A 25351-nucleotide genomic window follows, 5' to 3' on the forward strand; every position below is an offset into this window, starting at 1 on the left:
TGGAATCATTCCTTTGCATCTGGCCTAGGAATCACATCTCGATTCCACCAGTCTACCCCTAAGTTAGCGCCTATGGGGCGCTGTCCCTCCGGCGTTCAGAAGTCCGTACCACCGCTGCCCGCTCAGTTGTCGAAACGCGGCGCCAGTTTCTCGATGCGCCGGATCAATTCCTGAAAATCCTCGGAGATGCGCTGGTGCAGATGGACCGCGATATCGGGATATTCCTCCAGGATGCGGTGGAACATCTTGCGGCTGAGCCGCAGCACTTCCGAATCGATCTCGGCGGATGCGCTGGTCAGCCGGTTGGTGTCGGCGATCAGCGCCAGTTCGCTCAGCATCGTACCGGGGCCGGCCGTGCCTATCGGCACGCGGGCGCCATCCTGCTCGCGATAGAGCACGATGCGCCCGCTAACGACGATATAGGCGCAATCGGCTTCATCGTCCTCGCGGTAGAGCTTGTGGTCGGCCTGCAACCTGGTGGTTTCCGCGCCAAAGGCGAGCAGACGCAACTGTTCCTCCGTGAAGCCCTCGAAGAGCCTCACGGTGGACAGGATGCGGATGTCGTCATCCAACGCCATCTAGCTATGTCCCCGAACGGCCAGTCCAATCCCTCCCTTACAGCGCCGAGCCTCCCTTTGGACGCGCAAAGGACGCTCTAACGCTTTGAAATCGACGCTTTTCAAAATCGATTCCGATTTTGGTCCGATGCGTCGGCGAGCTCGATCCAGAACCACCTCCAGTCTCAGGATCGTACCCGAAAGCGGCCCCTGCCCCGACCGCTGATTGAATGATTAAATGTTTAAGGAACCAGCTTGTAGCCGCCACTTTCTGTCACAAGAATTTCTGCGTTAGAAGGATCGCGCTCGATCTTCTGGCGCAGCCGATAGACATGGGTTTCCAGCGTGTGCGTGGTGACGCCGGAATTGTAGCCCCAGACTTCCTCGAGCAGCACGTCGCGCGTCACCACCTTCTGGTCGGCGCGATAGAGATACTTGATGATCGAGGCTTCCTTTTCGGTCAGCCGCACCTTGGCGCCGCGCTGGTCGATCAGAAGCTTCTGGCTGGGCTTGAAAGTGTAGGGGCCGACCGAAAAGGTGGCGTCTTCGCTCTGCTCATGCTGGCGGAGCTGGGCACGGATGCGGGCCAAGAGAACCGCGAAGCGGAACGGCTTGGTCACATAGTCGTTGGCGCCGGCTTCGAGGCCGAGAATCGTGTCGGAATCGGTGTCGTGTCCCGTCAGCATGATGATGGGCGACTTGTAGCCGCCCTTGCGCAGTATCTTCACTGCCTCGCGGCCATCCATATCGGGGAGGCCGACATCCATGATGAGCAGATCGATGAGGCCGCCGCGGGCCGTGGCGACACCTTTGGCGGCAGTTGATTCCTGCAGGACGTCGAATTCCTCATAGAGAGACAATTGCTCGACGAGCGTGCCGCGCAGGTCGTCATCGTCATCGACGATCAGAATGGTGCGTGAAGTCATGATCAATCCGTTGTTTTGAAAAGAAAATTCAGTTGACCGCTGCCTGTTTATGCGGAAGCTGACCGACACAACAGCCGATCACAATGATTTGTTCCGTGGCACGATCATACAAGAAAAAACGCGTGTGCAATGAGGCGAGCGCATTTTTGCGAAAAGGGCTTCGTGTTCTCACGGTGCGCGCCAGGCCCGGCCACGCCAGCCAGGGGCTTCTGCAGGCTGGCAAACTGGTGTTTTCATGTGCGCTGGGACGCGGCGGCATATCGGCCGGCAAGCGCGAAGGCGATGGCGCCACGCCGCTTGGGTCGATGCGGATCCTGTCGGGATATTTCCGTAACGATCATTTTTCCGGCGGCCGCAAAACCCGGCTGGCGATGACGCCGATCGGTCCCGATCTCGGTTGGTGCGAAGTACCTGAGGACCGCAACTACAACCGTCCGGTCAAGATTCCCTATGGCGCCAGCCACGAACGGATGCTGCGCACCGATCGGCTCTATGATGCCTGCCTGGTGCTCGACTGGAACATTTCGCCGCGCCGCCGCGGGCGCGGCAGCGCCATCTTCTTTCATCTGGCGCGCCCCGGCTTCACGCCGACGCAAGGCTGCGTCGCGGTGACGGCACGCACGATGGCCCGGCTGTTGCCGCTGCTGTCGGACCGCACGGTGATGAGGGTGGTGAGGTAGGGGAATAGGGGAGTAGGGCAGTAGGGCAGTAGGGGAATAGGGTAGGAAGAAAGTGTCAGTAGGATTGCGCGTGCGTGTCGCTTGCCTTTTCGTTTTTCTACTGCCCTACTGCCCTACTGCCCTACTGCCCTACTGCCCTACTGCCCTACTGCCCTACTGCCCGGCCTCTGCCAGCCGATGTCGAGAAGACCCAACCGGCCGAGTTCCCGGTCCATCGCGCGCGCGACATCTTTGCGTTCAGCGCCGATGTCGTGCAATTGGCGGTCCGGAAGATCGTCGACGTACTCATGCGGGAGGGTGATCGCAACTTTCGCATGGCGAAACCAGTCAAGCGTCGCGCGCAGCCAGGCAGGGCGGATGGTTTCAGAGCTCAAGGCAATGTGAGACATGGTGCAATCCGCTTCTCCGGGTATCAAATCCGGTTTGATGTTATTTCGATGGTCCCATCATGCCGGATTGAAATTAAAACGAGAAACGAGTAGTTTTCTCAGCATCTTCAAATTTTATTTGAGGATTGGAAATGCTCGACCGGCCTCTCCTCGTCCTACTGTGATGGCTCGCCTGCTGCCGGGAACCCGTGCACTGAGGACGCTGGAGGCGGCCGCCCGGCACCTCAATTTCACCCGCGCCGCCGATGAGCTCGGCCTGACGCCGGCTGCGGTGAGCCACCAGATCAAGGAAATCGAGGATCAGCTCGGCATCGTGCTGTTCACGCGCACCAGCCGCACGATCCGGCTGACGGAGGCGGGCGCGGTGCTGTTCGAGGCCTCGACCGATGCGCTCGACCTGCTTGGCCGGGCCGTCTCACGGGCGCACAAGATGGCGCGCGGAACGGCGCTGCTGAAAGTGACCCTCGACGCCCAGTTCGCGACAAAATGGCTGATGCGGCGCGTCGATGATTTTCGCAAGCAGCGGCCGGGCATCGAGCTCCGCTTCGACATTGCCTCCGAATTGCGCGATTTCGACCTCGACGACGTCGATGTCGGCATCCGATTCGGCGCGGGAAAATATCCGGGCCTTTGCACCCACCGGCTGTTCGACAACATCATCATCCCTGTGTGCAGCCCCGGCCTGCTGGCCTCGGGCCCGCCGCTGCGCGAGCCGCGCGATCTCTTCCATCACACGCTCGCCCATATCGAGTGGGCGCGACAGGGCGTAACGTGGCCGAATTGGCGGATGTGGATGGCGGCGGCCGGCGTCGACGATTTCGACGACAGCCGGACGATCGTGTTCGGCACCTCGACCGACGCCGTTCAGGCCGCACTCGACGGCAATGCGGTCGCACTCGCCGATTTTGCCATGGTGGCAAACGACCTTTCCGAAGGCCGGTTGATCCGGCCCTTCGAACTTGGCATCAGGGTTCCGCCCGACTTCGCCTACTTCCTGGTCTATCCCATCGCATCCGCCAACGACGCCAGGATCGTGGCGTTCAGGGATTGGCTCCTGAACGAAGTTCACAACCCGCAGCCGGACCCGACGCCTGGATGAGCTTTAGGTCGCTCTGAGTGATCAGCCGGTGGTCGTCGACTAAAGCGCGTCCGCTGCACACCCTCGGGTCAGGGCCCGAGGGCATGCTTTTGCGCGACATGCATTATTTCGTGACGGCAGGGTCAGCCCGCGATATCCGCCGCGCCGAACCAGCCGATCACCGCGCCGATGATGAGCAGCACGCCGAGCCAGTGGCCGCAGTCTATGATGGTCAGGTCCCAGCCGAACCCTTCGTAGCGATGATTGACGGATAACGTCGTGGCGACGAATCCGAGCCAGAGAACGAAGCCGAAGACGAGCCCGGCAACGAGGCTCGGTTCGCTACCGGTCATCGCTCCGATAATCAGGGACATGACGAGCGCCATGATAAGTTCCGCAATGAAGCTGATGACGAAGGGCAGCGGCGATTTACTCATGGTCGCCGGATCAAGCTTGGCGGCCTTGAGCCAGGGCTTACTCAAGCCCATGTACCATGCAGCACCGAACAACCACGCCACCACGGCGGCGACGATCACCGCCAGCCAGTTCACTGCTGAAAAATCCATGATTTCCCTCCCCGGAAGCATGTCGCCCAAAAGCATGCCCCCGGGCCCGAACCGGAGGTGCCCGGCGGTTTTGGGACAACGACATGCGTATTCTCAAAATCGATGCGTGATGGAACGCCTGTTCGGCGATGCCGTCAAGCAAACCGCCAGACGGTCGTGCGCTTGACCAGAGCATCTTCCAGCGCCCGGGTTACCGCCACTTCGTAGACGGCAAGCGGCTCCAGTCCTGCTTTCGGCATATAGGAACGGCCGGGATCTCCGACGATGATGCCGGCGCCGCGCGCCTTCAGCGTCGCGAACCATGGCATCAGCCTGTCGGCGAAGGATTTGTCGTAGAAGACGTCGCCGGCCAGAACCACATCCCAGCCAGCATCGGTTCCGATGCAGTCCGAGCCGAGGAACTTTATCCCGACGCCATTGGCCTCGGCGTTGAGGCGGATCGCGGTCGCGCAGAACGGATCGATGTCAGCGGCGATCACCTCTGCCGCGCCGGCCTTCACTGCGGCAATGGCGACAAGGCCGGAACCGGAGGCAAAGTCGAGCACGCGCTTGCCCTGCACATCAGACGGATTGTCGAGGATGTAGCGGGCAAGGCCCTGGCCGCCGGCCCAGGCGAAGGCCCAGAAAGGCGGCGGCAGACCGATTTCGGCCAGTTCGTCCTCGGTCCGCTGCCACAATTCATGTGCCTCGTCGGCCAGATGCAGCAGGATCTCCGGCACATGCGGCGGCGCCATCAGCGCCGTGTTGTCGAGGATGAAGTTTTTCGCGCTGTTTGGCGTCAGCGCCGTCACGGAGCCGGCGTCAGGCCGCCCATGCGGCAGACCTCTTTCCATTCGGCCGGCGTCACCGGCTGGACGGAAAGCCGTCCGAGCCGGACCAGCGCCATCTCGGCAAGCTTGGGATTGGCCTTGACCTGTTCCAGCGTCACCGGCTTCGGCACGTCCTTGACGGCGCGGATATCGACGCATTCCCAACGTGGATCGTCTGATGTCGTGTCCTGATGGGCCAGCGCGCAGACCTCGACGATGCCGACCACATCGAGCCCGTCGTTGGAATGGTAGAAGAAGCCGAGGTCGCCGATCTGCATCGCCTTCATGTTGTTGCGCGCCGCATAATTGCGCACGCCGTCCCATTGCGTGCCCGCCTTGCCCTTCGCCTTCAGCGCTTCGAAGGAGAAGACCGAGGGTTCGGATTTGAACAGCCAGTAGTTCATCTCAGTTGTCCTAGTTGCCGTTTGTCAGTTCAGCATTGTTGAAGTCGGCGCCGCCCCTCACCCTTACCCTCTCCCCGTAAGGACGGGGAGAGGGGTTCGCCAGCGCTGCAACTGTCCCTTCTCCCCGTTCTTCACGGGGAGAAGGTGCCGGCAGGCGGATGAGGGGCGGCGCAAACGAACGGTCATGCGCTCGCCGGCTTGTTGAAGGTCCAATTCCATTGCCGGATCTCGACGCTTTCGAACAGCCCGGCTTTGGCGTAGGGGTCTGCCGCCGACAGCGCTTGTGCTGCGGCCAGATCGGGCGCCTCGACCACGACGAGGCTGCCGTTCGGCTTGCCGTCAGCGTCGAGGAACGGACCGGCGAAAGCCAGCCTCTTCTCGCCGTTCAATCCTTCCAGGAAGGCAACATGCTCGGGCCGCGTATCGAGCCGCACCTGCAGGTTTCCAGGCTTGTCCTTGCAAATCAACGCAAACAGCATCTTTCCATCTCCGGATCGTTCGAGGTTAGACGTCAGTTTCGGTCTTCAACGGCCTTGTCATCAGCGCCGACACAGCCTGGCGGATGGTGATCGTGCCGTCCAGTATGGCGGCGACGGCGGTGATGATCGGCGCGTCGATCTTGCGTTCGGTGGCGATGCGGGCGGCGATCGCCGCCGTCGGCACACCTTCGGCCAAGGGCAGCCCGGCAAGTGGCTTGCCTTGCCCCAGCGCCAGCCCGTAGGCGAAATTGCGCGACTGGGCGGACGAGCAGGTGAGCAGCAGGTCGCCGAGGCCGGAAAGTCCCATCAGCGTTTCCGGTTTGGCGCCGAAGGCAGCACCGATGCGGCGCAATTCGACGAAGCCGCGCGTCACCATGGCGGCCTGGGCGCTGGCGCCGAGCCCGGCGCCGGTGACGGCGCCGGCGGCAATGGCGAAGACGTTCTTCAGCGCGCCGCCTATCTCGACGCCGATGAGATCGTCGCTCGAATAGCAGCGCAGGTTCTGCGCGGAGAAGCGGGCGGCGAGGTCGGCTGCGAGATCCTCGCCGCGGGCGGCGACCACCACGGCCGTCGGCAGCCCCCTGGCGACGTCGGTGGCGAAGCTCGGGCCTGACAGGGCGGCAACCGGATTTCCAGGCAGGATTTCCTCGACGATCTTCGACAGCAGCGCGCCGGTGTCGCGCTCGATGCCTTTGGCGCAGAGAACCAGCGGGATGCCGTTCGGCATAGGGCCTTTCGCGGTGGCGAGCATAGCGCGCAGCGACTGCGCCGGCGCCACCGCCAGAACGCAGTCGGCGCCGTCGAGCGCGGCCTCGATGTCGCTCGTTGCCACGATGCCGGGCTGGAGCGCGATGCCCGGCAGATAGCGCGGATTTTCGCCACGGTCGATCGCGGCGACGGTCTCCGGGTCGCGCGCATAGAGGCGGACGAAATGACCGGCTCGCAGCATGGCCAGTGCCAGCGCCGTGCCCCAGGCACCGCCGCCGAGCACGGCAATGCGCCAGCCGCTTGGCGCCTTGTGCCCGCTACCGGTCATGCCTTGGCCCCACGTCGGCCCGAACCGACCATCGGGGCAGAGATACTGTCCAGCGGCCAGCGCGAGCGCGGCACGAACTCGGCGGCGTTCTCACCCGCGATGCCGACGCGCAGCCGTTCGATGCCGGCCCAGGCGATCATCGCCGCATTGTCGGTGCAGAGTTTGAGCGGCGGTGCGACGAAAGCAAAGCCGGCTTTCTCGCACAGGGCTTCGAGTGTCGCTTTGATCGTCCGGTTGGCAGCGACGCCGCCGGCGACGACGAGCGCAGGCTCCATCTCGCGTGGAAACTCCTGACGGAATCGGTTCAGCGCCCTCGAAACACGATCGTCCAGCGCATCCGCCACCGCCGCCTGGAACGAGGCGCAGATATCGGCGACGTCCTGGTCGCTCAACGGGGCAATGGCCGTCGCCGCCTGGCGCACGGCGGTCTTCAGCCCGGAAAAGGAAAAGTCGGGCTGCGCCGAGCCTTTCATCGGCCGCGGGAAGGCGAAGCGCGTGGCATCGCCGGTCGCCGCTGCCTTCTCGACATTCGGTCCACCGGGATAGGGCAGGCCGAGCATCTTGGCCGTCTTGTCGAAGGCTTCGCCGAGCGCATCGTCGATGGTTGTCGCCCAGCGCTGGTAGTCGCCAACGCCACGCACCGCGACGATCTGCGTGTGGCCGCCGGACACCAGCAGCAACAGGTAGGGAAAATCGAGCCCGTCGGTCAGCCGCGCGGTCAGCGCGTGGCCTTCGAGATGGTTGATGGCGATCAGCGGCTTATTCGTAGCGGCGGCGATCGCCTTGGCCGTCATCAGCCCGACGATCAGCCCGCCGACCAGGCCGGGGCCGGCTGTCGCGGCAATTGCGTCGATGTCGGCGAGATCGACGCCCGAATCGGCCAGCGCTGCCTCGATGATGCCGTCCAGCGCCTCGACATGGGCGCGCGCGGCGATTTCCGGAACGACACCGCCGAAGGCGGCATGCTCCTCGATCTGGCTGAGCACGATATCGGACAGGATTTTCGGCGCGCCGCCGCCGTCCAGCGCCACCACGCTCGCGGCGGTCTCGTCGCAACTCGTCTCAATGCCCAGAACGCGGATCAATTCGTCGCTATCCCCCAGAGATTGTGCAACCAGTCTTTCCCCGTTAGGAGGAAGCCCGGAAAACGGCCTCAATCTGCCGGGGGTTATCACGGACGGCGCGCCATGCAAACAACCTTGAAAATCGGAACACGCGGCAGCCCGCTGGCGCTGGCGCAGGCACATGAAACGCAGGCGCGGCTGATGGCCGCGTACGGCATGCCGGTTGAGGCATTCGAAGTGGTCGTCATCTCGACCAGCGGCGACCGCATCCAGGACCGGCCGCTGTCGGAAGCCGGCGGCAAGGGCCTGTTCACCAAGGAGATCGAGGAAGCGCTGCTGGCGCGCCGCATCGACATCGCCGTGCATTCGTCGAAGGACATGCCGACGGTGTTGCCCGATGGGCTGAAACTGTCCGCCTTCCTGCCGCGCGAAGATGCCCGCGACGCTTTCGTCGGCAAGGCGGCGAAAACAATCGCCGGATTGCCGCACGGCGCGAAGGTCGGCTCGTCATCGCTCAGGCGCCAGGCGCTGATCCGGCGGATGCGGCCGGACCTCGACGTGGTGATGTTCCGCGGCAATGTGCAGACGCGGCTGCGCAAGCTCGACGAGGGCGTCGCCGACGGCACCATCCTTGCCTATGCCGGGCTGAAGCGGCTCGGGCTCGAAGATGTCGTCACCGACCTGATGCCGCTCGACACCTTTCCGCCGGCGCCGGGGCAAGGCGCGATCTGCATCGAAAGCCGCATTGGCGACCTCGATGTGGAAAGGATGCTGACAGCAATCCATGATTTGCCGACCGGGCAGGCGCTGGCCTGCGAACGCGCCTTCCTGGCGGCGCTCGACGGATCGTGCCGCACGCCGATCGCCGGCCATGCGACGATATCGGGGGGAACGGTTTTCTTTGCCGGGCTGATCATCTCGCCGGACGGTACGCAGTCCCATGAGGTCAAGGCGGAAGGCCCGGTGCAAGATGCCGCCCACATCGGCGAGGATGCCGCCAGGACCGTACGGGCCAAGGCCGGCGAAAAATTCTTCGAGGGCTGGGCCTGACCATGCGTCGCGTCCTGGTGACGAGGCCGGAACCGGGCGCCTCGCGCACGGCACAGCGGCTAGAGGACCAGGGTTTTAAGCCAATCCTGCTGCCGCTGACCGAGACGGTGGCGCTGCCGGTCGATGCAGACGGGGTCGCATACAATGCCGTGGCCGTTGCCATCACCAGCGCTAATGCCGTGCGCCACGCGCCGAAGGAAATCATCGCAGCGCTCGCCGGCTTGCCCTGCCATGCCGTCGGTAAAAGGACCGCGGAAGCGGCCCACGCTGCGGGATTCTTCCCCGTCAGCGAAGGGCCGGGCGACGCCGAGGCGCTGGCGGATGCGCTTGCCGGCGGTTACCCCGCACAGAGCATCGTCTATCTGTGCGGGCGCGTGCGGTTTTCGGGTTTCGAGCAGCGGCTGCAGGCGGCAGGCGTTCACGTCCGCGCCGTCGAGACCTATGACACCGTCGCGCTGGACTATTCCGACGAAGCCGTTCTTGCGCGCTTGTCCGGCCTGCCGGTCGCGGCGGTGCTGCTCTATTCGGCCAATGCGGCCACAGCGATGCAGGCACTGGCCGGCCGGCCGGCGCTGCTTGGCGTTTTTGAGAGGACAGTTTTTTTCGCTTTGTCGGCGCGAATTGCCGCGGCGTTGGATGATGTCGCCGGCGACAGGATCCGGATAGCGCCTGAGCCCAGCGAAGATGCGCTGCTGGGACTTTTGCAGGCGCGGCACTGATCGACGCCGGCCGCTGCTGCCTGCCCGTCCCGGGCGTCGGCGCTGCGGCGACTGGCCTGGATCAGCATGTTTGTTCTTGCTTTGTGCCGGCAGCTGTGCTAAGAATTTGCTTATGGTGCCCATTCGCGCCGACGACCCGCCGCCAAGGCGGGTTTTTTTGTTTCTGATCTCCCTGAAGTGCAGATACGGCCCCTGCGGCGTTTTGCCAAAACTGACTTCGAAGTCACGGCGTCATCACGCCGCCCCTTTTCACCGCTTGGTGATGTGCTAGACCCTTTTCTGAACCATCCCGAAGCGAATTTTGCGGAGCCCAAGCATGGTCAAGACGCCGAAGATGCGGCATTCGAAAAGCCGTCGCGAGCCGGTCACCATCGAGCTCGAACCCGGCGCCGTGTCGCGCGTTGCCGACGAAGAGGCCGCCAACGGGCGGACCGACGAGGCGAAGGCGGAGGAATCGGAGAACGCGTCGCAGCCGGAGGCGCCTGAAGAACCCGTCCATGCCGACCAGACCGACATCGAGCCGTGGGAACATGCCGACGCGGCCCCGCCAGCCGGTTCGGAAGAGCCGGCAGAGGGCGGCGTCAAAGGTCCTGAAGGACCCAAACCGACCTATCCGGCCGGCGCGGAGGCGTCTGCGAACCGGGCCTTTGACTACAGTTTCGACGACGCATCGGCCAAAACCAGCGGGACAGGGACCAGCGGCACCGAAGATGCGCCGACGGAAACCCAGACAGGGAATGAAGACATGGCAGCGCGGCCGAAGCGTGGCGGCATCAACGGCATCGCTGCCGGCATTATCGGCGGCGTCATCGCGCTCGCTGCCGCCGGAGGGCTGCAGTTTGCCGGCCTGCTCGGCGCGCCAGGGACTGGCGACGTCTCCTCGGGCGGCGTGTCGCTCGATGGCATCAATGGCGAAATCGCTTCGCTGAAGAGCGAGATCGCCGGGCTCAAGGACACAGCCGGCGACAATGATGCGTCGGCCAAGGTGGAAGGGCTGTTGTCGGCGCTGGATCAGGTCAAGACGGATGTCGCGGCGCTGAAATCGGCGGTCGAGCAGGGCGGAGCAGGCGACACTGCCGGGATTGCAGCCCTTGGCGACAAGGTCAGGCAGATCGAGACGGCGGTCGCGGCCCTTGGCCAGGCCGGCAATACGACCCCGGTCGATCTCGGCCCGCTCAATGAAAAGCTGGCCGGGCTCGACGCGGCGGTGAAATCCGCCGGTGAGACGGCAAAGGCGCAGGACGGCCGGCTTGCGGCGCTGGAACAGTCGGTGTCGCAGCTTTCCGGCAAGGTCGAAGCACAGGCCGGGCAGCCGAAGGTTGCGCTCGCCATCGCCGCCTCGGCGCTGAAGGCAGCCCTCGACCGCGGTGCGCCATTCGCCGCCGAACTCGAAACCTTTGCGGCGATTTCACCCGATGCGCCGGAGATCGCGGCTTTGCGTCCCTATGCCGAAAAAGGCGTTCCGACCCGTGCCGAGATCGCCGCCGAAGTGGCCGCCGCCGCCAGTGCCATGGTCGCTGCCTCCGAGCCCGTCGACCAGAATGCCGGCTTCCTGCAAAACCTGCTGTCGAGCGCCGAATCACTGGTCAAGGTCCGGCCGATCGGCGCCGTCGAAGGCGCTGGCGCTCCGGAAACCGTCGCCCGCATGGAGGTGGCGGTCAATCAGGGCGACTACGCCAAGGCGCTCAGCGAATACGACACGCTGCCCGAGCCGGTGAAGGCTGCCGGCGCCGATTTTGCCGGCAAATTGAAGGCGCGGATCGAGGTCGAGAAGCAGGTCGACGCGCTGATATCAGGTGCGATGAAGGCGTGAGGAAAACCCGATGATTCGCATTCTGCTTTTCCTTGCCGTCGTTTTCGCGCTCGCGCTGGGTTTCGGCTGGCTGGCCGACCGGCCGGGCGAGATGGTCGTCACCTTCAGCGGCTATCAATACCAGGTCAGCCTGATGGTGGCGGCAGTGGCGGTCGTTGCCGTGGTTGCCGCGGTGATGATCGTCTGGTGGCTGGTCAAGGCGCTGTGGAACAGCCCCTACACGATCTCCCGCTATTTCCGCGTGCGCCGTCGCGATCGCGGCTACCAGGCGCTGTCGACCGGCATGATCGCCGCCGGCGCCGGTGACGGAGCGCTCGCCCGCAAGAAGACCAAGGAAGCGGCAAAGCTGATCCGCTCCGACCAGGAGCCGCTGATCCATCTGCTCGAGGCGCAAGCTTCGCTGCTGGAAGGTGACCATGAGGGTGCCCGCGAAAAGTTCGAGACCATGCTCGACGATCCCGAAATGCGGCTGCTCGGCCTGCGCGGGCTCTATCTCGAGGCCGAGCGCCTCGGCGATCGCAACGCGGCGCGGCACTACGCCGGCCGCGCCGCGGCGATGGCGCCGCAGCTGGCCTGGGCCGCCGAATCGACGCTGGAGGACCTGACCGGGCGCGGCGACTGGGACGGCGCGCTGAAACTGGTCGAGGCGCAGAAATCGACGCGCCAGATCGAACGCGATGCCGCCAACCGGCGTCGCGCCGTGCTGCTCACTGCTAAGGCGCAGGCGCTGATCGACAGCGATCCCAATGCCGCCAAAACCGCTGCTCTGGAGGCCAACCGGCTGCGGCCGGATTTCGCGCCGGCAGCGGTGATCGCGGCCAAACTGCTGTTCAGACAGAATGATGTGCGCAAGGGCGCGAAGATCCTCGAAGCGGCGTGGAAAGCCGAGCCGCATCCGGAGATCGCGGACCTTTACACCCACGCCCGGCCAGGCGATGCCGTGCTCGACCGCCTGAACCGGGCGAAGAAGCTGCAGGAGATGAAGAAGAACCACGCCGAATCGTCGCTGGCGGTGGCGCGCGCCGCACTCGACGCGCAGGACTTTTCAACCGCCCGCAAAGAGGCCGAGGCGGCCATCCGCATTGATCGCCGCGAAGGCGCCTATCTGCTTCTGGCCGACATCGAGGAGGCCGAGACCGGCGATCAGGGCAAGGTGCGGCAGCTTTTGTCCAAGGCAGTGCGTGCACCGCGCGATCCGGCCTGGGTTGCCGATGGCGTCCTCTCCGAACGCTGGGCGCCGGTGTCGCCGATCACCGGCAAGCTCGACGCCTTCGAGTGGCGGGCGCCGATGGAGCGGCTCGGCCAGCTCATCGACAGTGATGAGGACGCGCCGGACGCCGCGGTGCCGACCATCGCGACACCGATCAAGCCGGCAAAAGAAAATGTGATCGAGCTGAACCCCGCCGGTTCGGCTGAAAGACCGACCACCGCGGCGGCCTCTGAAAGTGGCGAAGACGATGTTGCGCCGGTCAACGCCACAGCGTTTGCCGCGGTGCCGCCGGATGCCGAAGCTGTCGAACCGGCGGAGGAACTGGCCCGGCTGCCCGACGATCCCGGCGTCGATCCGGACGACGAAGACCAAAAATCATCACGCAAGTTTCGATTGTTTTGATTCAGCTGAGCTTGATAGTTTTGGCCGATGGGAAGTAGGAATCAGATGTTCGAACGCGTTCTGTCGTTTCTGAAGGACCTGCCGGCAGCTGGCAGCGCCCGCAACAACGCCGATGATCCGCGCGTTGCCGCATCCGCCCTTCTCTACCATGTGATGAGTGCCGACGGCGTGCGTCAGGATGCCGAATGGGAGCGGTTCAAGGCGGTGCTGGCGGAAAGCTATTCGATCAGCGGCGATGAGCTCGACGCGCTGGCGGCTGCCGGCGAGCGGGCCGACAATGAGGCGATCGACCTCTACGCCTTCACCAGCATATTGAAGCGTCAGCTCGATCCGGACGCGCGAAAAGCCTTCATCGGCCTGATGTGGGAGATCGTCTATGCCGATGGCGAATTGCACGAACTCGAGGACAATATCGTCTGGCGGGTCGCCGAGCTGATGGATGTCGAACGCCACGACCGCGTCGAGGCACGCCGCAAGGCGGCCGCCGAAGCGCCGGGTGCCACTGGAACGTCGAGCGACGAATAGACAGGATACCCATGCCATCCACGCCGAGGCCGAGACCAAAAATCCTGATCGTGCTGCATCAGGAGAGTTCGAGCCCCGGGCGCGTCGGCCACATGCTTATCGAAGAGGGGTTCGACCTCGATCTCCGCTGCCCGCCGCTTGGCGACGCCTTGCCGGAAACACTGGCCGGTCATGCCGGAACCGTGGTGTTCGGCGGACCGATGAGCGCCAATGACGAGGACGACTTCGTCCGCCGCGAGACCGACTGGCTGAAAGTTCCGCTCAGGGAGAACCGGCCGTTGCTCGGCATCTGCCTCGGCGCGCAGATGCTGGTCAACCACCTTGGCGGCAAGGTCGAGGGCCATGGCGAGGGGCTGGTCGAGATTGGCTGGTATCCGCTGAAAGCGACGGAGGATGGCAAGAAGCTGATGCGCTGGCCTGAGATGGTCTACCAGTTTCACCGCGAGGGCTTCTCGCTGCCGAAGGACGCGACGCTGCTGGCGACGGCCGAAACCTATCCCAACCAGGCCTTTCGTTATGGCGACAATGCCTGGGGCATCCAGTTCCATGGCGAATTGACCCGGGCGATGATGCAGCGCTGGGTGGTTCGCGGCGCGCATCGCTTCGAGTTGCCCGGCGCGCAGCCGGGCCGCGATCATCTCGGCGGCCGGCTGATCTGGGACATGCATCTGAAGCGCTGGCTCGGCGAATTCCTGCAGACGATCTTCGGCAAACCTGCACTGAGCTAAACTAATCTAGCGCGTGCCGGGCGCGTGCCGGGCGCGTGCCCGCGCGCTGCCAACGCCTGCCGGCTACCGAAGCAGGATGTCATTGTCGACGTCAGACCGGCAGCCCGTTCTGCTTCCGCAGGCTTTTGTCGAATGCGGATGCGGGGACGAAACGGCGCAGGAAACTGACCTGGCGCGCCATTTTTCCCGCCGCATAGCGCCTCCTCGGAACGGATTCGGTCGCTGCTTTCAAGACCGTCTCGGCTACGATTTCGGGAGCATCGCCTGTTTCCATCGCTTTGCGCAGGATCACATCCATGCCAGCGCGCGCAGCATCATAGATATCAAGCAACTGGTCCGGCCTGGCGAGATTTTCTTCAAATGACGTGCGGGTATAGGCGGGCTCGACCAGCACGACGCGAATTCCGAAAGGGCGCAGTTCGTGGTCGAGCGATTCGGAATAACCTTCGATGGCATGTTTGGTCGATGCATAGAGCGCGGAATAGGGGGCTGGGATTAACCCCAATACCGAACTCAAATTGACGATCCTGCCCGTCCCTTGACGGCGCATTGTCGGCAGAACCGCGTTGGTCACGCGGAAAACGCCGAAGACATTCACGTCGAACAGTGCGCGAGCCTGGACGGTCGAGGACTCCTCGGCACCGCCGAGCAGGCCGACGCCGGCATTGTTGACGAGCAGGTCGATACGCCCGGTTTCGGCCAGCACGTCATCGACCAGTTTCGCCACGGACGCGTCGTCGGTGACGTCGCAGGTCAGCATGGTAACGCCGTCGGATCGTGCAGCGACCGCGCGACGGCTGGTTCCGAACACGCGAAAGCCCGCACTCTGCAGGGCCTTGGCCGTTGCGTGCCCGATGCCGGTGGACGCCCCTGTCACCAGGGCGACGCCTACATTGGTCTTGTTCATGGAAATCGCTTCTTTCTTTGTTCTGGATACCGGCGTCGGTCGCGCGCACAAATGGCGCACGCCCCGGCGATCCGATGAGGGTCATTACTCGGCGATGGCCCCAGTTGTCGGGTTGGAGCTCGACCCCACCTCGGTGACGGTAAGCTTGTCGCCCGAGCGCGACAGCTCAAGACTTTGCTCAGGCTCGCCCAATTTGCCCGGCACGGATATCGTGGTCGACTGCCCTTCAGCGAGCGTGGCCGAGAAGCGCACCGGGAGCCCGGCCTCACCATCGGCTATCGTTGCGATCACCCGATAGCCGTCATTTTCGTCGGTATAGTGCAAGACGCCGTGAAAACCGCCGAGATGGATACTCTCCCCGGCCATGGCCGACAGCTCGCCGGCATGCAACGGGGACGCAGCCAGGAGGAATGCCGCCGCGCCACCGATGAGGTTGATTATTGCGATGCTCCGTTTGGACGATGTCGATTTCGGCTGGGCCGCGGCGACACGATGCGCCGATTGCACGCGCTGACGGTTAAGTTCTGGATGGCGGACGCCAAGGTTGGTCCTGTTCATGGAAGTCACTCCTTCTTTGTGCTGGATTGCATTTCAAAAGGATGTTACTATCATTTGGATACGAAGTCACTATCAAAATGATACGAACATGAAAAATCTTTCCGATACCTCTTGCCCGATCGCCCGCGGCCTGACCTGCGTCGGCGATGCGTGGAGCATGTTGGTCCTTCGCGACGCGAGCCTGGGCCTCACCCGCTTCGACGAATTCCGGAAAAGTCTGGGCATCGCCCCCACCATTCTGACCCGGCGGCTGGCGACGCTGACGGAGGAGGGACTTCTGGAAAAGCGGCGCTACTCGGAGCGGCCTCCGCGCGATGAATATGTGCTGACCGCCGCCGGCCGCGATTTCTTGCCGGTGCTCGTCTTACTGGGTGCGTGGGGACGCCAGTACCGTGGTGAAGGCAGTTTGGCGCGATATATCGATGCTGAGACAGGAGCAGAAATCGAGCCGGTGGCCGTGGATGCTGTCACAGGGGCAAAGATCGGCACCCGCCCGATTCGCGTTGCAACGCCCGAATAGCATCTGTCCGTCGATGAGAGCAGAGACGTGGCGGTCATTCAGCGTTCGCGGGCCCGCGCCTCGATCAATATGCGCCGGATCAGTTTCGTCCGTTGAGGTGGCGCACCTTGCGCAATTGCGGGAACAGCACCGCCCACAGCCCGGCGACAACGACTGCCCCGACGCCGCCGATCACCACCGCGGGCACCGTGCCGATCAACGCCGCCATGGTGCCGGCGCGGAATTCGCCAAGCTCGTTGGAGGCGCCGACGAAAACCTGATTGACTGCGTTGACGCGGCCGCGAACCTTGTCCGGCGTCCACAGTTGGATCAGCGTCTCGCGGATATAGACGCTGAACATATCGGTGGCGCCGAGCAAGGCGAGCGCTGCGATTGACAGCCAGGTGATGGTGGAGAGGCCGAATAGCACGGTAGAGGCGCCGAACAGCGCGACGAAGCCGAGCATGACCACGCCGGCATGATTGCGGATCGGATGTCCGGCCAGCCAGATGGCAACGCAGATGGCACCGATGCCCGGCGCCGAACGCAACAGTCCCAAGCCCCATGGGCCGAGTTCCAGGATATCGCGCGCATAGACCGGCAGCAGTGCCGTGGCGCCGGACAAAAGCACGGCGAACAAATCGAGCGAAATGGCGCCGAGCACGATCTTCTCGCTCCAGATGTAGCCGAAGCCGGCAAACAGGGTCTGCATCGTCGGCCTGTCGGTCTCGCTGCGCTGGGCAGGCTTCGGGATGGTGAAGACCAGCACGGCGGCGACAAACATCAGAACGGCTGCGGTGCCGTATGCCGCTTCCGCCGAAAGCCCGTAGAGCAGGCCGCCGGCGACCGGTCCGACGATGGTCGCCGTCTGCCAGGCTGACGAATTCCAGGCGATCGCGTTGCCGAAATCCTCTGGCGGCACGAGGTTGGCGAACAGCGACGCCGCCGCCGGTCCGAAGAAGGCGCGCGCGATGCCGAACATGGCGAGCACGCCGAAGATCAAGCCCGGCCCGCTAAGGCCGCGCAACGTCAGCAGCAGCAGGGCCAGCGCGCAGATCGCCTCCAGCAGCGCGGTCAGCGCCATGATCAGGCGGCGGCCGAAACGGTCGGCGACCACCCCCGTGACCAGCACCAGCAGCAGCGAAGGCAAGAACTGGACAATGCCGACAAGGCCGAGATCGAATGGATCGCGGGTCAGGTCGTACACCTGCCAGCCGACGGCGACGGATACGATCTGGGTGGCGAATGTGGAGAGGAAGCGCGCCGCCCAATAACTCAGGAAGGGTTTGTGGCGGAAGGCGGCATAGCGCTGGTCGTGCGATGGATGCAGTTCGGATGTCATTGATCTAGGCCCCGTGGCAAAGAAGTCGGCCGGCGGGGCACTTCCACGATGGGCGCTGGTCCGACCAAGGCGTCTTTAGCGCAATTCGGCCCAGAGCGCGTGCAAAAACCTGTCCTGGATCAAAACAATTTGCGCTCCGCCGTGGCGTTACCGCCGGGCGGAGCGACCAGACCCGATGTCGTGCTGTTAGACCGTGGCCTTGGGCTTCCTGGTCTTCTTGACCGGTGCCGGCGGGGCGGCCTTGCGGCCAAGACCGATTGCCTTTGCCAGTTGCGAGCGCGAGGCCGCATAGGTGGGGGCAACCATCGGATAGTCGGCCGGCAAGCCCCATTTGGCGCGATAGGCATCCGGCGTCAGCCCGAAATGAACGCCGATATGGCGCTTCAGGGATTTGAACTTCTTGCCGTCTTCGAGGCAGATGATGTAGTCCGGCGTCACCGATTTCTTAGGATTGACCGCGGGGACCAGCGGTGCTGCCACCGGAATGGCGGGCTGTCCGAGCCCACCTATCGACGCGCTGACGCTGGCGATGAGATCGCCGAGGCCGGAAGCCGGCAAGCGGTTCTTCTCGACGTAAGCGGACACGATGTGAGCGGTCAGCTCGAGCAGGTCGATGTCCTTGCGGGCTTTGTTGCTGTCGTCGGTCAATCTATTTTCTCCGTCCGTGGGGGTCGCAGACTTCCTAGTCGGCAAATCTGCGTAACGCAATGACGCCGCACCACGTTGCCCATTATTTTGAACAACAATACTAACGGCAGGGCCGGATCAACAGGTCTGAACCCGAACGTCCATAATATCACACAACCAAGGATTTGTCGCGCCACAGTCGAAATCCCCCTTCGAAGGCGCGTGTGTTGTCACCACGCCTGCAACCGGCAGGCAATTCGTCGAGTTTGTCGATATTTCCGCCGCCGATGACCACATAGTCAGGCTGCATGGCGGCGCGTAGCCGCTCGACGATATCGAAGACGTGTTTGCGCCATTTCTTCTTGCCGCGCTTTTCAAGGCCGCGTTCGCCGACATAGTCCTCGAAGCTGCCGCCCTTCTTGTAGGGAAGATGCGCGAGTTCCATCGGCTGGGCGACGTTGTCGACAATCATGGCAGCACCGAGCCCCGTCCCCAGACCCAGGAACAGCATGCGCCCGCCCTCGTAGCTGCCGATGGCCTGCATCAGCGCGTCGTTGACCACCTTCACCGGCTTGCCGAACTGCGTTGCGAAGTCACATCCGACCCAGCCCTTGCCGAGATTAGCGGGGTCGGTCAGCGGCCTGTTGTGGTGCACCGGGCCGGGATAACCCATCGAGATGACGTCGTAGGGCAAGCGATCGGTGAGCGTCTGCACGGCCGCGATCATCTGCTGCGGCGTCAGGCCGGGTCCGGAATCGGTTCTGCGCTCCTCGCCGCCGGCGCTGGTGAGGATCTTGACATGGGAGCCGCCAATATCGATCGCAAGCACGATTTTTTCGCTGTCCGGTGCCGGCTTCTTCGCCGCTTTGGCCATTGCGTCGCCTCTCAAGTTCATTTCGCCGGATTGATCCAGCCGTTCGGCGGTCCGAACCCGGCCATCGCATCGGCCGGGCCCCATGTTCCAGGCTCGTAAAGGTGAGGCGGCGTGGTGTCGCCAAGCACCGGGCCGACGATCCGCCAAGCGAGTTCGCTGGCATCCTGGCGGGTGAACAACTGGCCGTTGCCGTTCATGGCGTCGCCGATCAGCCGCTCATAGGGCGGCATGTCGCCCTTGGTGTCGTCGAGTGCGGTGAGTTCGACCTGCTCGCCGATCATGTCGTCGCCAGGGGCCTTGCGCTGGGCGCCGACCGAGATCGCCACCTGTGGGTCGATGCGGAAGCGCACGTAGTTGGCGTCGTCGGGCTTGATCGGATCGAAGACATTAAGCGGCGGCCGCTTCAGCCGAACAATGACCTCGGTGGCGTGCACCGGCATGGACTTTCCGGCGCGAATGAAGAAAGGCACGCCCTGCCAGCGCCAGGTGTCGACGAAGAACCGCACCGCCGCGAAGGTCTCGACCGGCGAGTTTGGCGCCACGCCCGGCTCGCTGAGATAGCCTTTGAATTGGCCGCGCATGACATCGTCCTTGGTCAGCGTCCGGACCGCCCGCAGCACCTGCACCTTCTCGTCGATCAGATCGTCGGCCGAGCGGCCGACGGGAGGCTCCATGGCAAGCAGCAGCAGGATGTTGAGCAGATGGTTCTCGATGACATCGCGGATGCAGCCGACCTCGTCATAGAAGCGGCCGCGGCCCTCGACGCCGAAATCCTCGGCCATGGTGATTTGGACGCTCTCGACGAAATTGCGGTTCCAGATCGGCTCGAGAAAGGAATTGGCGAAGCGGAAATAGAGCAGGTTCTGGATCGCTTCTTTGCCGAGGTAGTGGTCGATGCGGAAGATCGACTTTTCGTCGAAAACCAGATGCAGGACCCGGTTCAGCCAGCGCGCCGATTGCAGATCGTGGCCGAAAGGCTTTTCCACCATCAGGCGCGCGCCCTGGGCGGCGCTCGACTGTTCCAGCCCCTGGATGACCGTCTCGAACATGGTCGGCGGCACTGCCAGAGAGTGCAGCGGGTGCTGTGCGGTTCCCAGCGCGCTTTTCAGTTTGTCGAATGTCGCGGCGCTGCGGTAATCACCGCTGACATAGCGAAGCAGCGACGCAAGTTTCGCGAAGATCTTTTCGTCGACCTTGCCGATGGCCTTGACGATGCCGTCGCGGGCGCGCGCCTGCAACTGCTTCACGTCCCAGGCATCGAAAGCGACGCCGATCACTGGCTCGGTCAGCGTTCCCTTGGCGACCATGGCGTAAAGTGCGGGGAAGATCTTCTTGTGGGCGAGATCGCCGGTCGCCCCGAAAAGCACCAGCGTGTCGGACCGTTCCTGGTTCATGGGCGTGCGTTCCCTGTCACGAGCTGGTCTTCGGCTTTTCGACATGGCCGCCAAAGGCATAGCGCATGGCGGACAGCAGCTTGTCGGCGAATTCGGATTCGCCTTGCGAAGAGAATCGGTCGAACAGGGCCGAGGACAGCACCGGCGCCGGCACGCCGGTGTCGATCGCCGCCTTCAGCGTCCAGCGGCCTTCGCCGGAATCCGAAACCCGTCCGCCGAACTGCGTCAGCCCCGAATCGGCCTTCAACACGCCCGCCGTCAGGTCGAGCAGCCAGGAGCCGATGACGCTGCCATGCCGCCAGACTTCGGCCACCTGGGCGATATCGATGTCGAATTGGTAATATTGCGGGTTTTCGAGCGGGCTGGTTTCAGCGTCGGCCGTCCGCTGTCTCTTGCCCGCATTCGCCGATTTCAGGATGTTCATGCCTTCGGCATAGGCGGCCATAACGCCGTACTCGATGCCGTTGTGGACCATCTTGACGAAATGGCCGGCGCCGCTCGGTCCGCAGTGGAGATAGCCGAACGGGGCCGTTCCTGCATCCTTGCCGGGGGCGGGCCCTCCGGTGTCGGCGCCCGGCGCCAGGGTGGCGAAGACCTGATCGAGATGCTGGACCGCGCTGTCGGGGCCGCCGATCATCAGGCAATAGCCGCGCTCGAGGCCCCAGACGCCGCCGCTGGTGCCGACATCGACATAGCTCAGGCCTTTCAATGCCAGGCGCGCTGCATGGTCGACAGCCTCGTGATAATAGGAATTGCCGCCGTCGATGATGATGTCGCCCGGCTCCATCAGGTCGGCCACCTGGTCGACGATCCGGCTGGTGATCGCCGCCGGCAGCATCAGCCAGGCGCTGCGCGGCTTGGTCAGCTTGCCGACGAACTCCTCCATCGAAGCCGCTCCGATCGCGCCAGCTGTCACAAGGGCTGCAACGCTGGCCGGGTTGATGTCGTAGACCACGCATTCGTGGCCATCGCGCAACAGGCGCCGAACCATGTTGGCGCCCATCCTGCCCAGTCCCATCATTCCGATCTGCATGTTTCTCGTCCTGGTTCTTGAGGGATAGAAGATCTACTGCTTGTCCGGCCCATCGATATCGATGGAAAAGTCGACATTCTCCCAACGGCCGGCATCGGGCCAGAAAAAAGTAAAGACGATCGTATTGCGCGGCGGAACATCGGCAACGGACAGGTCCGTGAGATGAATACCGAAGGCATTCTCGGTCGTCTCGGCGTCATGGACGGTCGCCCAACCGTCGCTGCTCCAATGCACCGCCGCCCGGGCCAGCAGTTCGACGCGCAGCATCTTGCCGGCGGGCATGGTGCGGACCTTGTGGTTGAAGCGCCATATCCGGCGCGGCGCCACGGTCCTGTCCTCGATGTAGCGCTTCACCCCTTGCGGCGGCATGTCGAAGACGGCGCCGTCACTGAGCGAACGCAGCAGCTTGATGTGCTCCGAATGCGCCCAGACCAGCGGCATGGCGCTGCCCGACGGCCCACCGTGCCGCAGTTCGTGTTCCGGCATGTCGGGACCATCCCAGACCTGCTCGGGCAGCAGGCCGCCGGGCCCGGCGGAGCCCTCAAACGTCTTGAGCAGGCTCGCTGCTTTGTCCTTGCGGCCCGCCGCCAGTTCGTAATGGCCGCGCTCGCCGACCAGCAGCGGCCAGGGCCGGCCCTGGCCGGTTCCGTCGAATGGCGTGCCGTCGGCATGTTCGCCATAGCCGTCGCCGATATAGCGATACCAGACGGGCCCCTGCGGCAGGTCGCAGCGCAGCCGCGCATCGATAACCTTGATCGTCTCGACGATGCGGGGGTCGTCGGCGGCCCTGAGGCCGAAGCGGACGAGGGCCAACGCATCCGGGCTGACGATCGCCTCGGCCGGCCGGTCGGTATCGCCGGGCGGCCGGTTCTTGATCGGCACATAGCCGTCCTTCGGCGACGCCGCGCCGGCGGTGTCGGGCGGCGCGATGCGGACGTAATAGCCTTCGACGCCGACCTCTTCGCAGAGTGAGGTGCCGGTGACATAGGTCCAGCGCTCGATCTGGTCGTTCCAGACATCGGCGGTTTCACGCAGATAATTTGCCGGCTCTGCTTTGCCGCAGGTTTCGAACATGTCGGCCGCGGCCAGTAGAGCGGCGACCTCGACGGCCAGCGTGAACGGGCTGTAGCCGGCATCCTCTTCCCAGCGGTCTTCGCCGGTGACGGGACCGTTGCGCACGACATAGGAAGCGGCGCGCTCGATCATCGGCATGAAGGAGAGCAACGCGGCGTCTGCCAGGCGCCCTGCGCGGCGGAGCGCGTCGGCGAGCAGCAATGGAAAGGCGCATTCGTCCATCTGGATGCCGGGCCAATAGGCTGATCCGTCGAGCCAGGCGTTCTGCGGCCAATGCCCATCCGGCTGCTGGATGGAGCGGAGATAGGCGAGAATCTCAAGCGCTCCCGCCGGATCGCCGGCGGCCAGAAAACCGCCCGCGGTTTCGACCAGATCGCGCGGCCAGACCAGATGATAGCCGCCGAGATCGTCGTCGCCCATGCTGAAGCCCCATGGGATCGACAGACTGGCGACGGCTGCACCGGATTTCGCGGAGGACCGGTGCGTCGCCAGAACCGCCGTGCTGACGCGATAGGTGTTGATCCCTGCTACATGCCGGTCCAGCGGCAGCAGGCCGATCTGCCATTTCCGCCATTTTTCGACATAGATCTTGGCGGCGGGACCGAAGCCTTGCTTCAAGCTAGCGGAAGCGACCTCCGCCGCCTCTTGCGGCGTTGCCCCAAAACCCAGCGCCAGCAAAGCCTTCGAGTTCGCGGCCGAAAAGCCGATCTCCCCGGTCAACGCCACATTGCCATTTTCGGCCCTGCGGCAAGCCGGGTCGAGCCGGCCGTTATAATGGAGTTGCTGCCAGCCGTCGGAGGCGCCGACATAGCCGGCCGAGCAGCCTCCCCAAGGCAGCGACGAGGCGAGCGCCAGGCAAACACCACGCCCCGATGCAAACAGGACAGGCTTTCCCTCGTAGTCGCCGATCCAGGCGGTGTTGCCCATGCCGGCGTTGACCAGATGCGGCGCCAGCAGCGCGTAGACGCGGTAGTCGGCAAGCGGACCTCTCAGCAGCGTGAAGCTGATTTCCTGCAGCAAAGCAGGATGTTCCGGATCCGTGATGATACGCTTTTCGATCCGGTAGGTGGCATCGGCGGCGGTGTTGACCAGCCTGTAGGCGGGCACCCCATCCTCGAACGGCTCGACGCTGTGCACGGCATCGCGCTTTTCTTCCGAGAAATAGCCGCTGGGGCCGGTGACGACCAGCCCCATGTCTCGGGTGCAGGCGCTGTCGAGGCTGGGATAATAGACCTCGTTGAGGATGCCGTGGCTGATCGTGAACCAGATAGGGCAGGCCGGAGAAAGCGCGGTTCCGACGCCGCTCTTGGCGCTTGACGTCCAGCGCGCCGGAATTCCGGGGGCGCCCAGCGCATCAGTCGGCGTCGCTGCCATCTCGATTCAGTCTCCTGCCCCACCCCTAGACCAGGAGCCGAAGCCTTTTCAATCATTGCACCGCAAGTTGATCGTCAAACCGTCACCGATCGCTGTTGACAAGTGCGCCCATCTAAATTTGTCTGACAATATTGAAACGAGGGCCGTCATAACAGCCACCAGCAGCCAACAACGACCAGCAATCCATGGGAGGATAACACATGAAGAAGATACTCGTCTTGAGTGCCCTTGCGGCGATGCTCGCGTCAGGCAACGCGCTTGCCGACACCAGCGACAAGAAGATCGCCTTTTCCAACAATTATGCCGGTAATTCGTGGCGACAGGCGATGCTCAACAGCTATGCCATCGTCACCAAGAAGGCGGTCGCCGACGGGGTGGTGGCAGCCGCGGACATCTTCACGACGGCCGACAAGGAAGTGCCGACCCAGGCGGCTCAGGTGCAGAACCTGATCCTGCAAGGCTATGACGCCATCGTCATCAACGCCGCCTCGCCGGACGCGCTCAACGGCGCCATCAAGCAGGCCTGCGATGCCGGCATCGTCGTCGTCTCCTTCGACGGCATCGTTACCGAGCCCTGCGCTTATCGCGTGGTCGTCGACTTCAAGGACATGGGCAGGCAGGAAGTCGAGCAGATGGCTAAGTTCCATCCCGAGGGCGGCAATCTGCTGGAAATCCGCGGCCTTGCCGGCACGTCGATCGACGACGCCATCCATGCCGGGATTCTGGAAGGCGTCGCCGCTCATCCCAAGTTCAAGATCGTCGGTTCGGTGACCGGCGACTGGGATCAGACCACAGCGCAGAAGGCGGTCGCGACGATCCTGCCGTCACTGCCGGAAATCGTCGGCGTCGTCGATCAGGGCGGCGATGGCTATGGCGCGGCACAAGCCTTTGCCGCTGCCGGCAAGCCGCGCCCGACGATCATCATGGGCAATCGTCAGGATGAACTGCAATGGTGGAAGGAACAGAAGGACAAGGATGGCTACCAGACCTGGTCGGCGTCCATCGCGCCGGGCGTGTCGTCGCTGGCCTTCTGGGTGGCGCAGCAGGTGCTCGACGGCCGCACGGATGTGCCACATGATCTCTTGGTGCCATACCTCGCCTTCACCCAGGATACTTTCGAGGCGGAGCTGCCGAACATCCCCAAGGGTGGTGTCGCCAGTCACGAATACACTCAGGAAGACGCCATCGCGGCAATTAAAGCCAACATCAAGTGAGCGTGGCACGTTGCCAGCTG

At 63.8% G+C, this 25351-nt stretch carries 27 protein-coding genes; 10 read left to right on the forward strand and 17 right to left on the reverse strand.

Translation table 11 applies throughout. The annotated features are described in order from the left end of the window. Nucleotides 1–122 precede the first annotated feature (122 nt). Nucleotides 123–578, reverse strand: a complete 456-nt coding sequence (locus tag AC0L25_RS12995) for a cyclic nucleotide-binding domain-containing protein (RefSeq protein WP_473595851.1) — start codon at nt 576–578, stop codon at nt 123–125. A 221-nt stretch (nt 579–799) separates the two neighbouring features. Further along, the gene (locus tag AC0L25_RS13000; protein WP_029349304.1) at nt 800–1483 is read right to left on the reverse strand and encodes a response regulator transcription factor; all 684 of its coding nucleotides are present in this window, start codon (nt 1481–1483) and stop codon (nt 800–802) included. An 83-nt stretch (nt 1484–1566) separates the two neighbouring features. On the opposite strand from AC0L25_RS13000, the gene AC0L25_RS13005 reads away from it, so the two are divergent. Next, nucleotides 1567–2163, forward strand: coding sequence for a L,D-transpeptidase family protein (locus AC0L25_RS13005; RefSeq protein WP_473595852.1), 597 nt, complete (start codon nt 1567–1569; stop codon nt 2161–2163). Between the two features lie 137 nt (nt 2164–2300). Here AC0L25_RS13005 and AC0L25_RS13010 read toward each other — a convergent pair whose 3' ends face one another. Beyond that, the gene (locus AC0L25_RS13010; RefSeq protein WP_473595853.1) at nt 2301–2552 is read right to left on the reverse strand and encodes a hypothetical protein; all 252 of its coding nucleotides are present in this window, start codon (nt 2550–2552) and stop codon (nt 2301–2303) included. A gap of 163 nt (nt 2553–2715) precedes the next feature. On the opposite strand from AC0L25_RS13010, the gene gcvA reads away from it, so the two are divergent. After that, complete coding sequence (gcvA, locus tag AC0L25_RS13015) at nt 2716–3651, forward strand: transcriptional regulator GcvA (RefSeq protein WP_473595854.1); 936 nt, start codon at nt 2716–2718, stop codon at nt 3649–3651. A gap of 122 nt (nt 3652–3773) precedes the next feature. Here gcvA and AC0L25_RS13020 read toward each other — a convergent pair whose 3' ends face one another. The 6 genes from AC0L25_RS13020 to tsaD all read right to left on the reverse strand — a co-directional run bounded on the left by AC0L25_RS13020 (nt 3774) and on the right by tsaD (nt 8006). Continuing rightward, nucleotides 3774–4196, reverse strand: a complete 423-nt coding sequence (locus tag AC0L25_RS13020) for a DUF1761 domain-containing protein (RefSeq protein ID WP_473595855.1) — start codon at nt 4194–4196, stop codon at nt 3774–3776. A 134-nt stretch (nt 4197–4330) separates the two neighbouring features. Next, on the reverse strand, nt 4331–4930 hold the full coding sequence (locus tag AC0L25_RS13025) for a class I SAM-dependent methyltransferase (RefSeq protein WP_473595945.1): 600 nt from the start codon (nt 4928–4930) through the stop codon (nt 4331–4333). 53 nt (nt 4931–4983) lie between these two features. Then, nucleotides 4984–5409 carry an EVE domain-containing protein gene (locus tag AC0L25_RS13030; protein ID WP_473595856.1) on the reverse strand — a complete coding sequence of 142 codons (426 nt, stop codon included), beginning with the start codon at nt 5407–5409 and terminating at the stop codon, nt 4984–4986. A gap of 182 nt (nt 5410–5591) precedes the next feature. Beyond that, complete coding sequence (locus tag AC0L25_RS13035; protein WP_473595857.1) at nt 5592–5888, reverse strand: YciI-like protein; 297 nt, start codon at nt 5886–5888, stop codon at nt 5592–5594. Nucleotides 5889–5913: 25 nt separating this feature from the next. Beyond that, nucleotides 5914–6924, reverse strand: coding sequence for an NAD(P)H-dependent glycerol-3-phosphate dehydrogenase (locus AC0L25_RS13040; protein ID WP_473595858.1), 1011 nt, complete (start codon nt 6922–6924; stop codon nt 5914–5916). Beyond that, on the reverse strand, nt 6921–8006 hold the full coding sequence (gene tsaD / locus AC0L25_RS13045; protein WP_473595946.1) for a tRNA (adenosine(37)-N6)-threonylcarbamoyltransferase complex transferase subunit TsaD: 1086 nt from the start codon (nt 8004–8006) through the stop codon (nt 6921–6923). Before tsaD ends, AC0L25_RS13040 begins: the two co-directional genes overlap by 4 nt. Nucleotides 8007–8111: 105 nt before the next feature. On the opposite strand from tsaD, the gene hemC reads away from it, so the two are divergent. From hemC to AC0L25_RS13075, 6 genes are all read left to right on the forward strand, one after another. Further along, the gene (gene hemC / locus AC0L25_RS13050; RefSeq protein ID WP_473595859.1) at nt 8112–9038 is read left to right on the forward strand and encodes a hydroxymethylbilane synthase; all 927 of its coding nucleotides are present in this window, start codon (nt 8112–8114) and stop codon (nt 9036–9038) included. A gap of 2 nt (nt 9039–9040) precedes the next feature. Beyond that, complete coding sequence (locus AC0L25_RS13055; RefSeq protein WP_473595860.1) at nt 9041–9757, forward strand: uroporphyrinogen-III synthase; 717 nt, start codon at nt 9041–9043, stop codon at nt 9755–9757. Nucleotides 9758–10073: 316 nt separating this feature from the next. Next, a complete protein-coding gene (locus AC0L25_RS13060; RefSeq protein WP_473595861.1) occupies nt 10074–11570 on the forward strand; it encodes a COG4223 family protein in 1497 nt (498 codons plus the stop codon). Between the two features lie 10 nt (nt 11571–11580). Then, complete coding sequence (locus tag AC0L25_RS13065) at nt 11581–13182, forward strand: heme biosynthesis HemY N-terminal domain-containing protein (protein WP_473595862.1); 1602 nt, start codon at nt 11581–11583, stop codon at nt 13180–13182. Between the two features lie 45 nt (nt 13183–13227). Beyond that, nucleotides 13228–13707, forward strand: coding sequence for a tellurite resistance TerB family protein (locus AC0L25_RS13070; protein ID WP_473595863.1), 480 nt, complete (start codon nt 13228–13230; stop codon nt 13705–13707). An 11-nt stretch (nt 13708–13718) separates the two neighbouring features. Beyond that, nucleotides 13719–14435: a glutamine amidotransferase gene (locus tag AC0L25_RS13075; protein ID WP_473595864.1), complete on the forward strand. Its 717-nt coding sequence runs from the start codon at nt 13719–13721 to the stop codon at nt 14433–14435. 91 nt (nt 14436–14526) lie between these two features. Here the strand turns inward: AC0L25_RS13075 and AC0L25_RS13080 are convergent, their stop codons facing one another. Together AC0L25_RS13080 and AC0L25_RS13085 are read right to left on the reverse strand one after the other, a co-directional pair. Further along, nucleotides 14527–15342 carry an oxidoreductase gene (locus AC0L25_RS13080; protein WP_473595865.1) on the reverse strand — a complete coding sequence of 272 codons (816 nt, stop codon included), beginning with the start codon at nt 15340–15342 and terminating at the stop codon, nt 14527–14529. Nucleotides 15343–15426: 84 nt separating this feature from the next. Continuing rightward, nucleotides 15427–15900, reverse strand: coding sequence for a hypothetical protein (locus tag AC0L25_RS13085; protein ID WP_473595866.1), 474 nt, complete (start codon nt 15898–15900; stop codon nt 15427–15429). 88 nt (nt 15901–15988) lie between these two features. Here AC0L25_RS13085 and AC0L25_RS13090 point away from each other — a divergent pair, with 88 nt between their 5' ends. Continuing rightward, on the forward strand, nt 15989–16420 hold the full coding sequence (locus AC0L25_RS13090; protein WP_473595867.1) for a winged helix-turn-helix transcriptional regulator: 432 nt from the start codon (nt 15989–15991) through the stop codon (nt 16418–16420). 79 nt (nt 16421–16499) lie between these two features. On the opposite strand, the gene AC0L25_RS13095 is transcribed toward AC0L25_RS13090, so the two are convergent. From AC0L25_RS13095 to AC0L25_RS13120, 6 genes are all read right to left on the reverse strand, one after another. Continuing rightward, nucleotides 16500–17741 carry an MFS transporter gene (locus tag AC0L25_RS13095; protein WP_473595868.1) on the reverse strand — a complete coding sequence of 414 codons (1242 nt, stop codon included), beginning with the start codon at nt 17739–17741 and terminating at the stop codon, nt 16500–16502. 186 nt (nt 17742–17927) lie between these two features. Further along, entirely contained in the window at nt 17928–18389 is a 462-nt protein-coding gene (locus AC0L25_RS13100) for a Ros/MucR family transcriptional regulator (RefSeq protein WP_473595869.1), read from the reverse strand. A gap of 148 nt (nt 18390–18537) precedes the next feature. Further along, nucleotides 18538–19242, reverse strand: a complete 705-nt coding sequence (locus tag AC0L25_RS13105) for an ROK family protein (RefSeq protein WP_473595870.1) — start codon at nt 19240–19242, stop codon at nt 18538–18540. A gap of 17 nt (nt 19243–19259) precedes the next feature. Further along, nucleotides 19260–20636, reverse strand: coding sequence for a glucose-6-phosphate dehydrogenase (zwf, locus tag AC0L25_RS13110; RefSeq protein ID WP_473595871.1), 1377 nt, complete (start codon nt 20634–20636; stop codon nt 19260–19262). A 16-nt stretch (nt 20637–20652) separates the two neighbouring features. After that, nucleotides 20653–21669 (reverse strand): phosphogluconate dehydrogenase (NAD(+)-dependent, decarboxylating), encoded by a 1017-nt coding sequence (gnd, locus tag AC0L25_RS13115; RefSeq protein WP_473595872.1) that lies wholly within the window; start codon nt 21667–21669, stop codon nt 20653–20655. A gap of 33 nt (nt 21670–21702) precedes the next feature. After that, nucleotides 21703–24117, reverse strand: a complete 2415-nt coding sequence (locus tag AC0L25_RS13120) for a glucan 1,4-alpha-glucosidase (protein WP_473595873.1) — start codon at nt 24115–24117, stop codon at nt 21703–21705. Nucleotides 24118–24317: 200 nt separating this feature from the next. Here AC0L25_RS13120 and AC0L25_RS13125 point away from each other — a divergent pair, with 200 nt between their 5' ends. Further along, nucleotides 24318–25331: a substrate-binding domain-containing protein gene (locus tag AC0L25_RS13125; RefSeq protein ID WP_135934200.1), complete on the forward strand. Its 1014-nt coding sequence runs from the start codon at nt 24318–24320 to the stop codon at nt 25329–25331. Nucleotides 25332–25351 lie beyond the last annotated feature (20 nt).

This window comes from Mesorhizobium sp. WSM4813 (assembly GCF_055811555.1).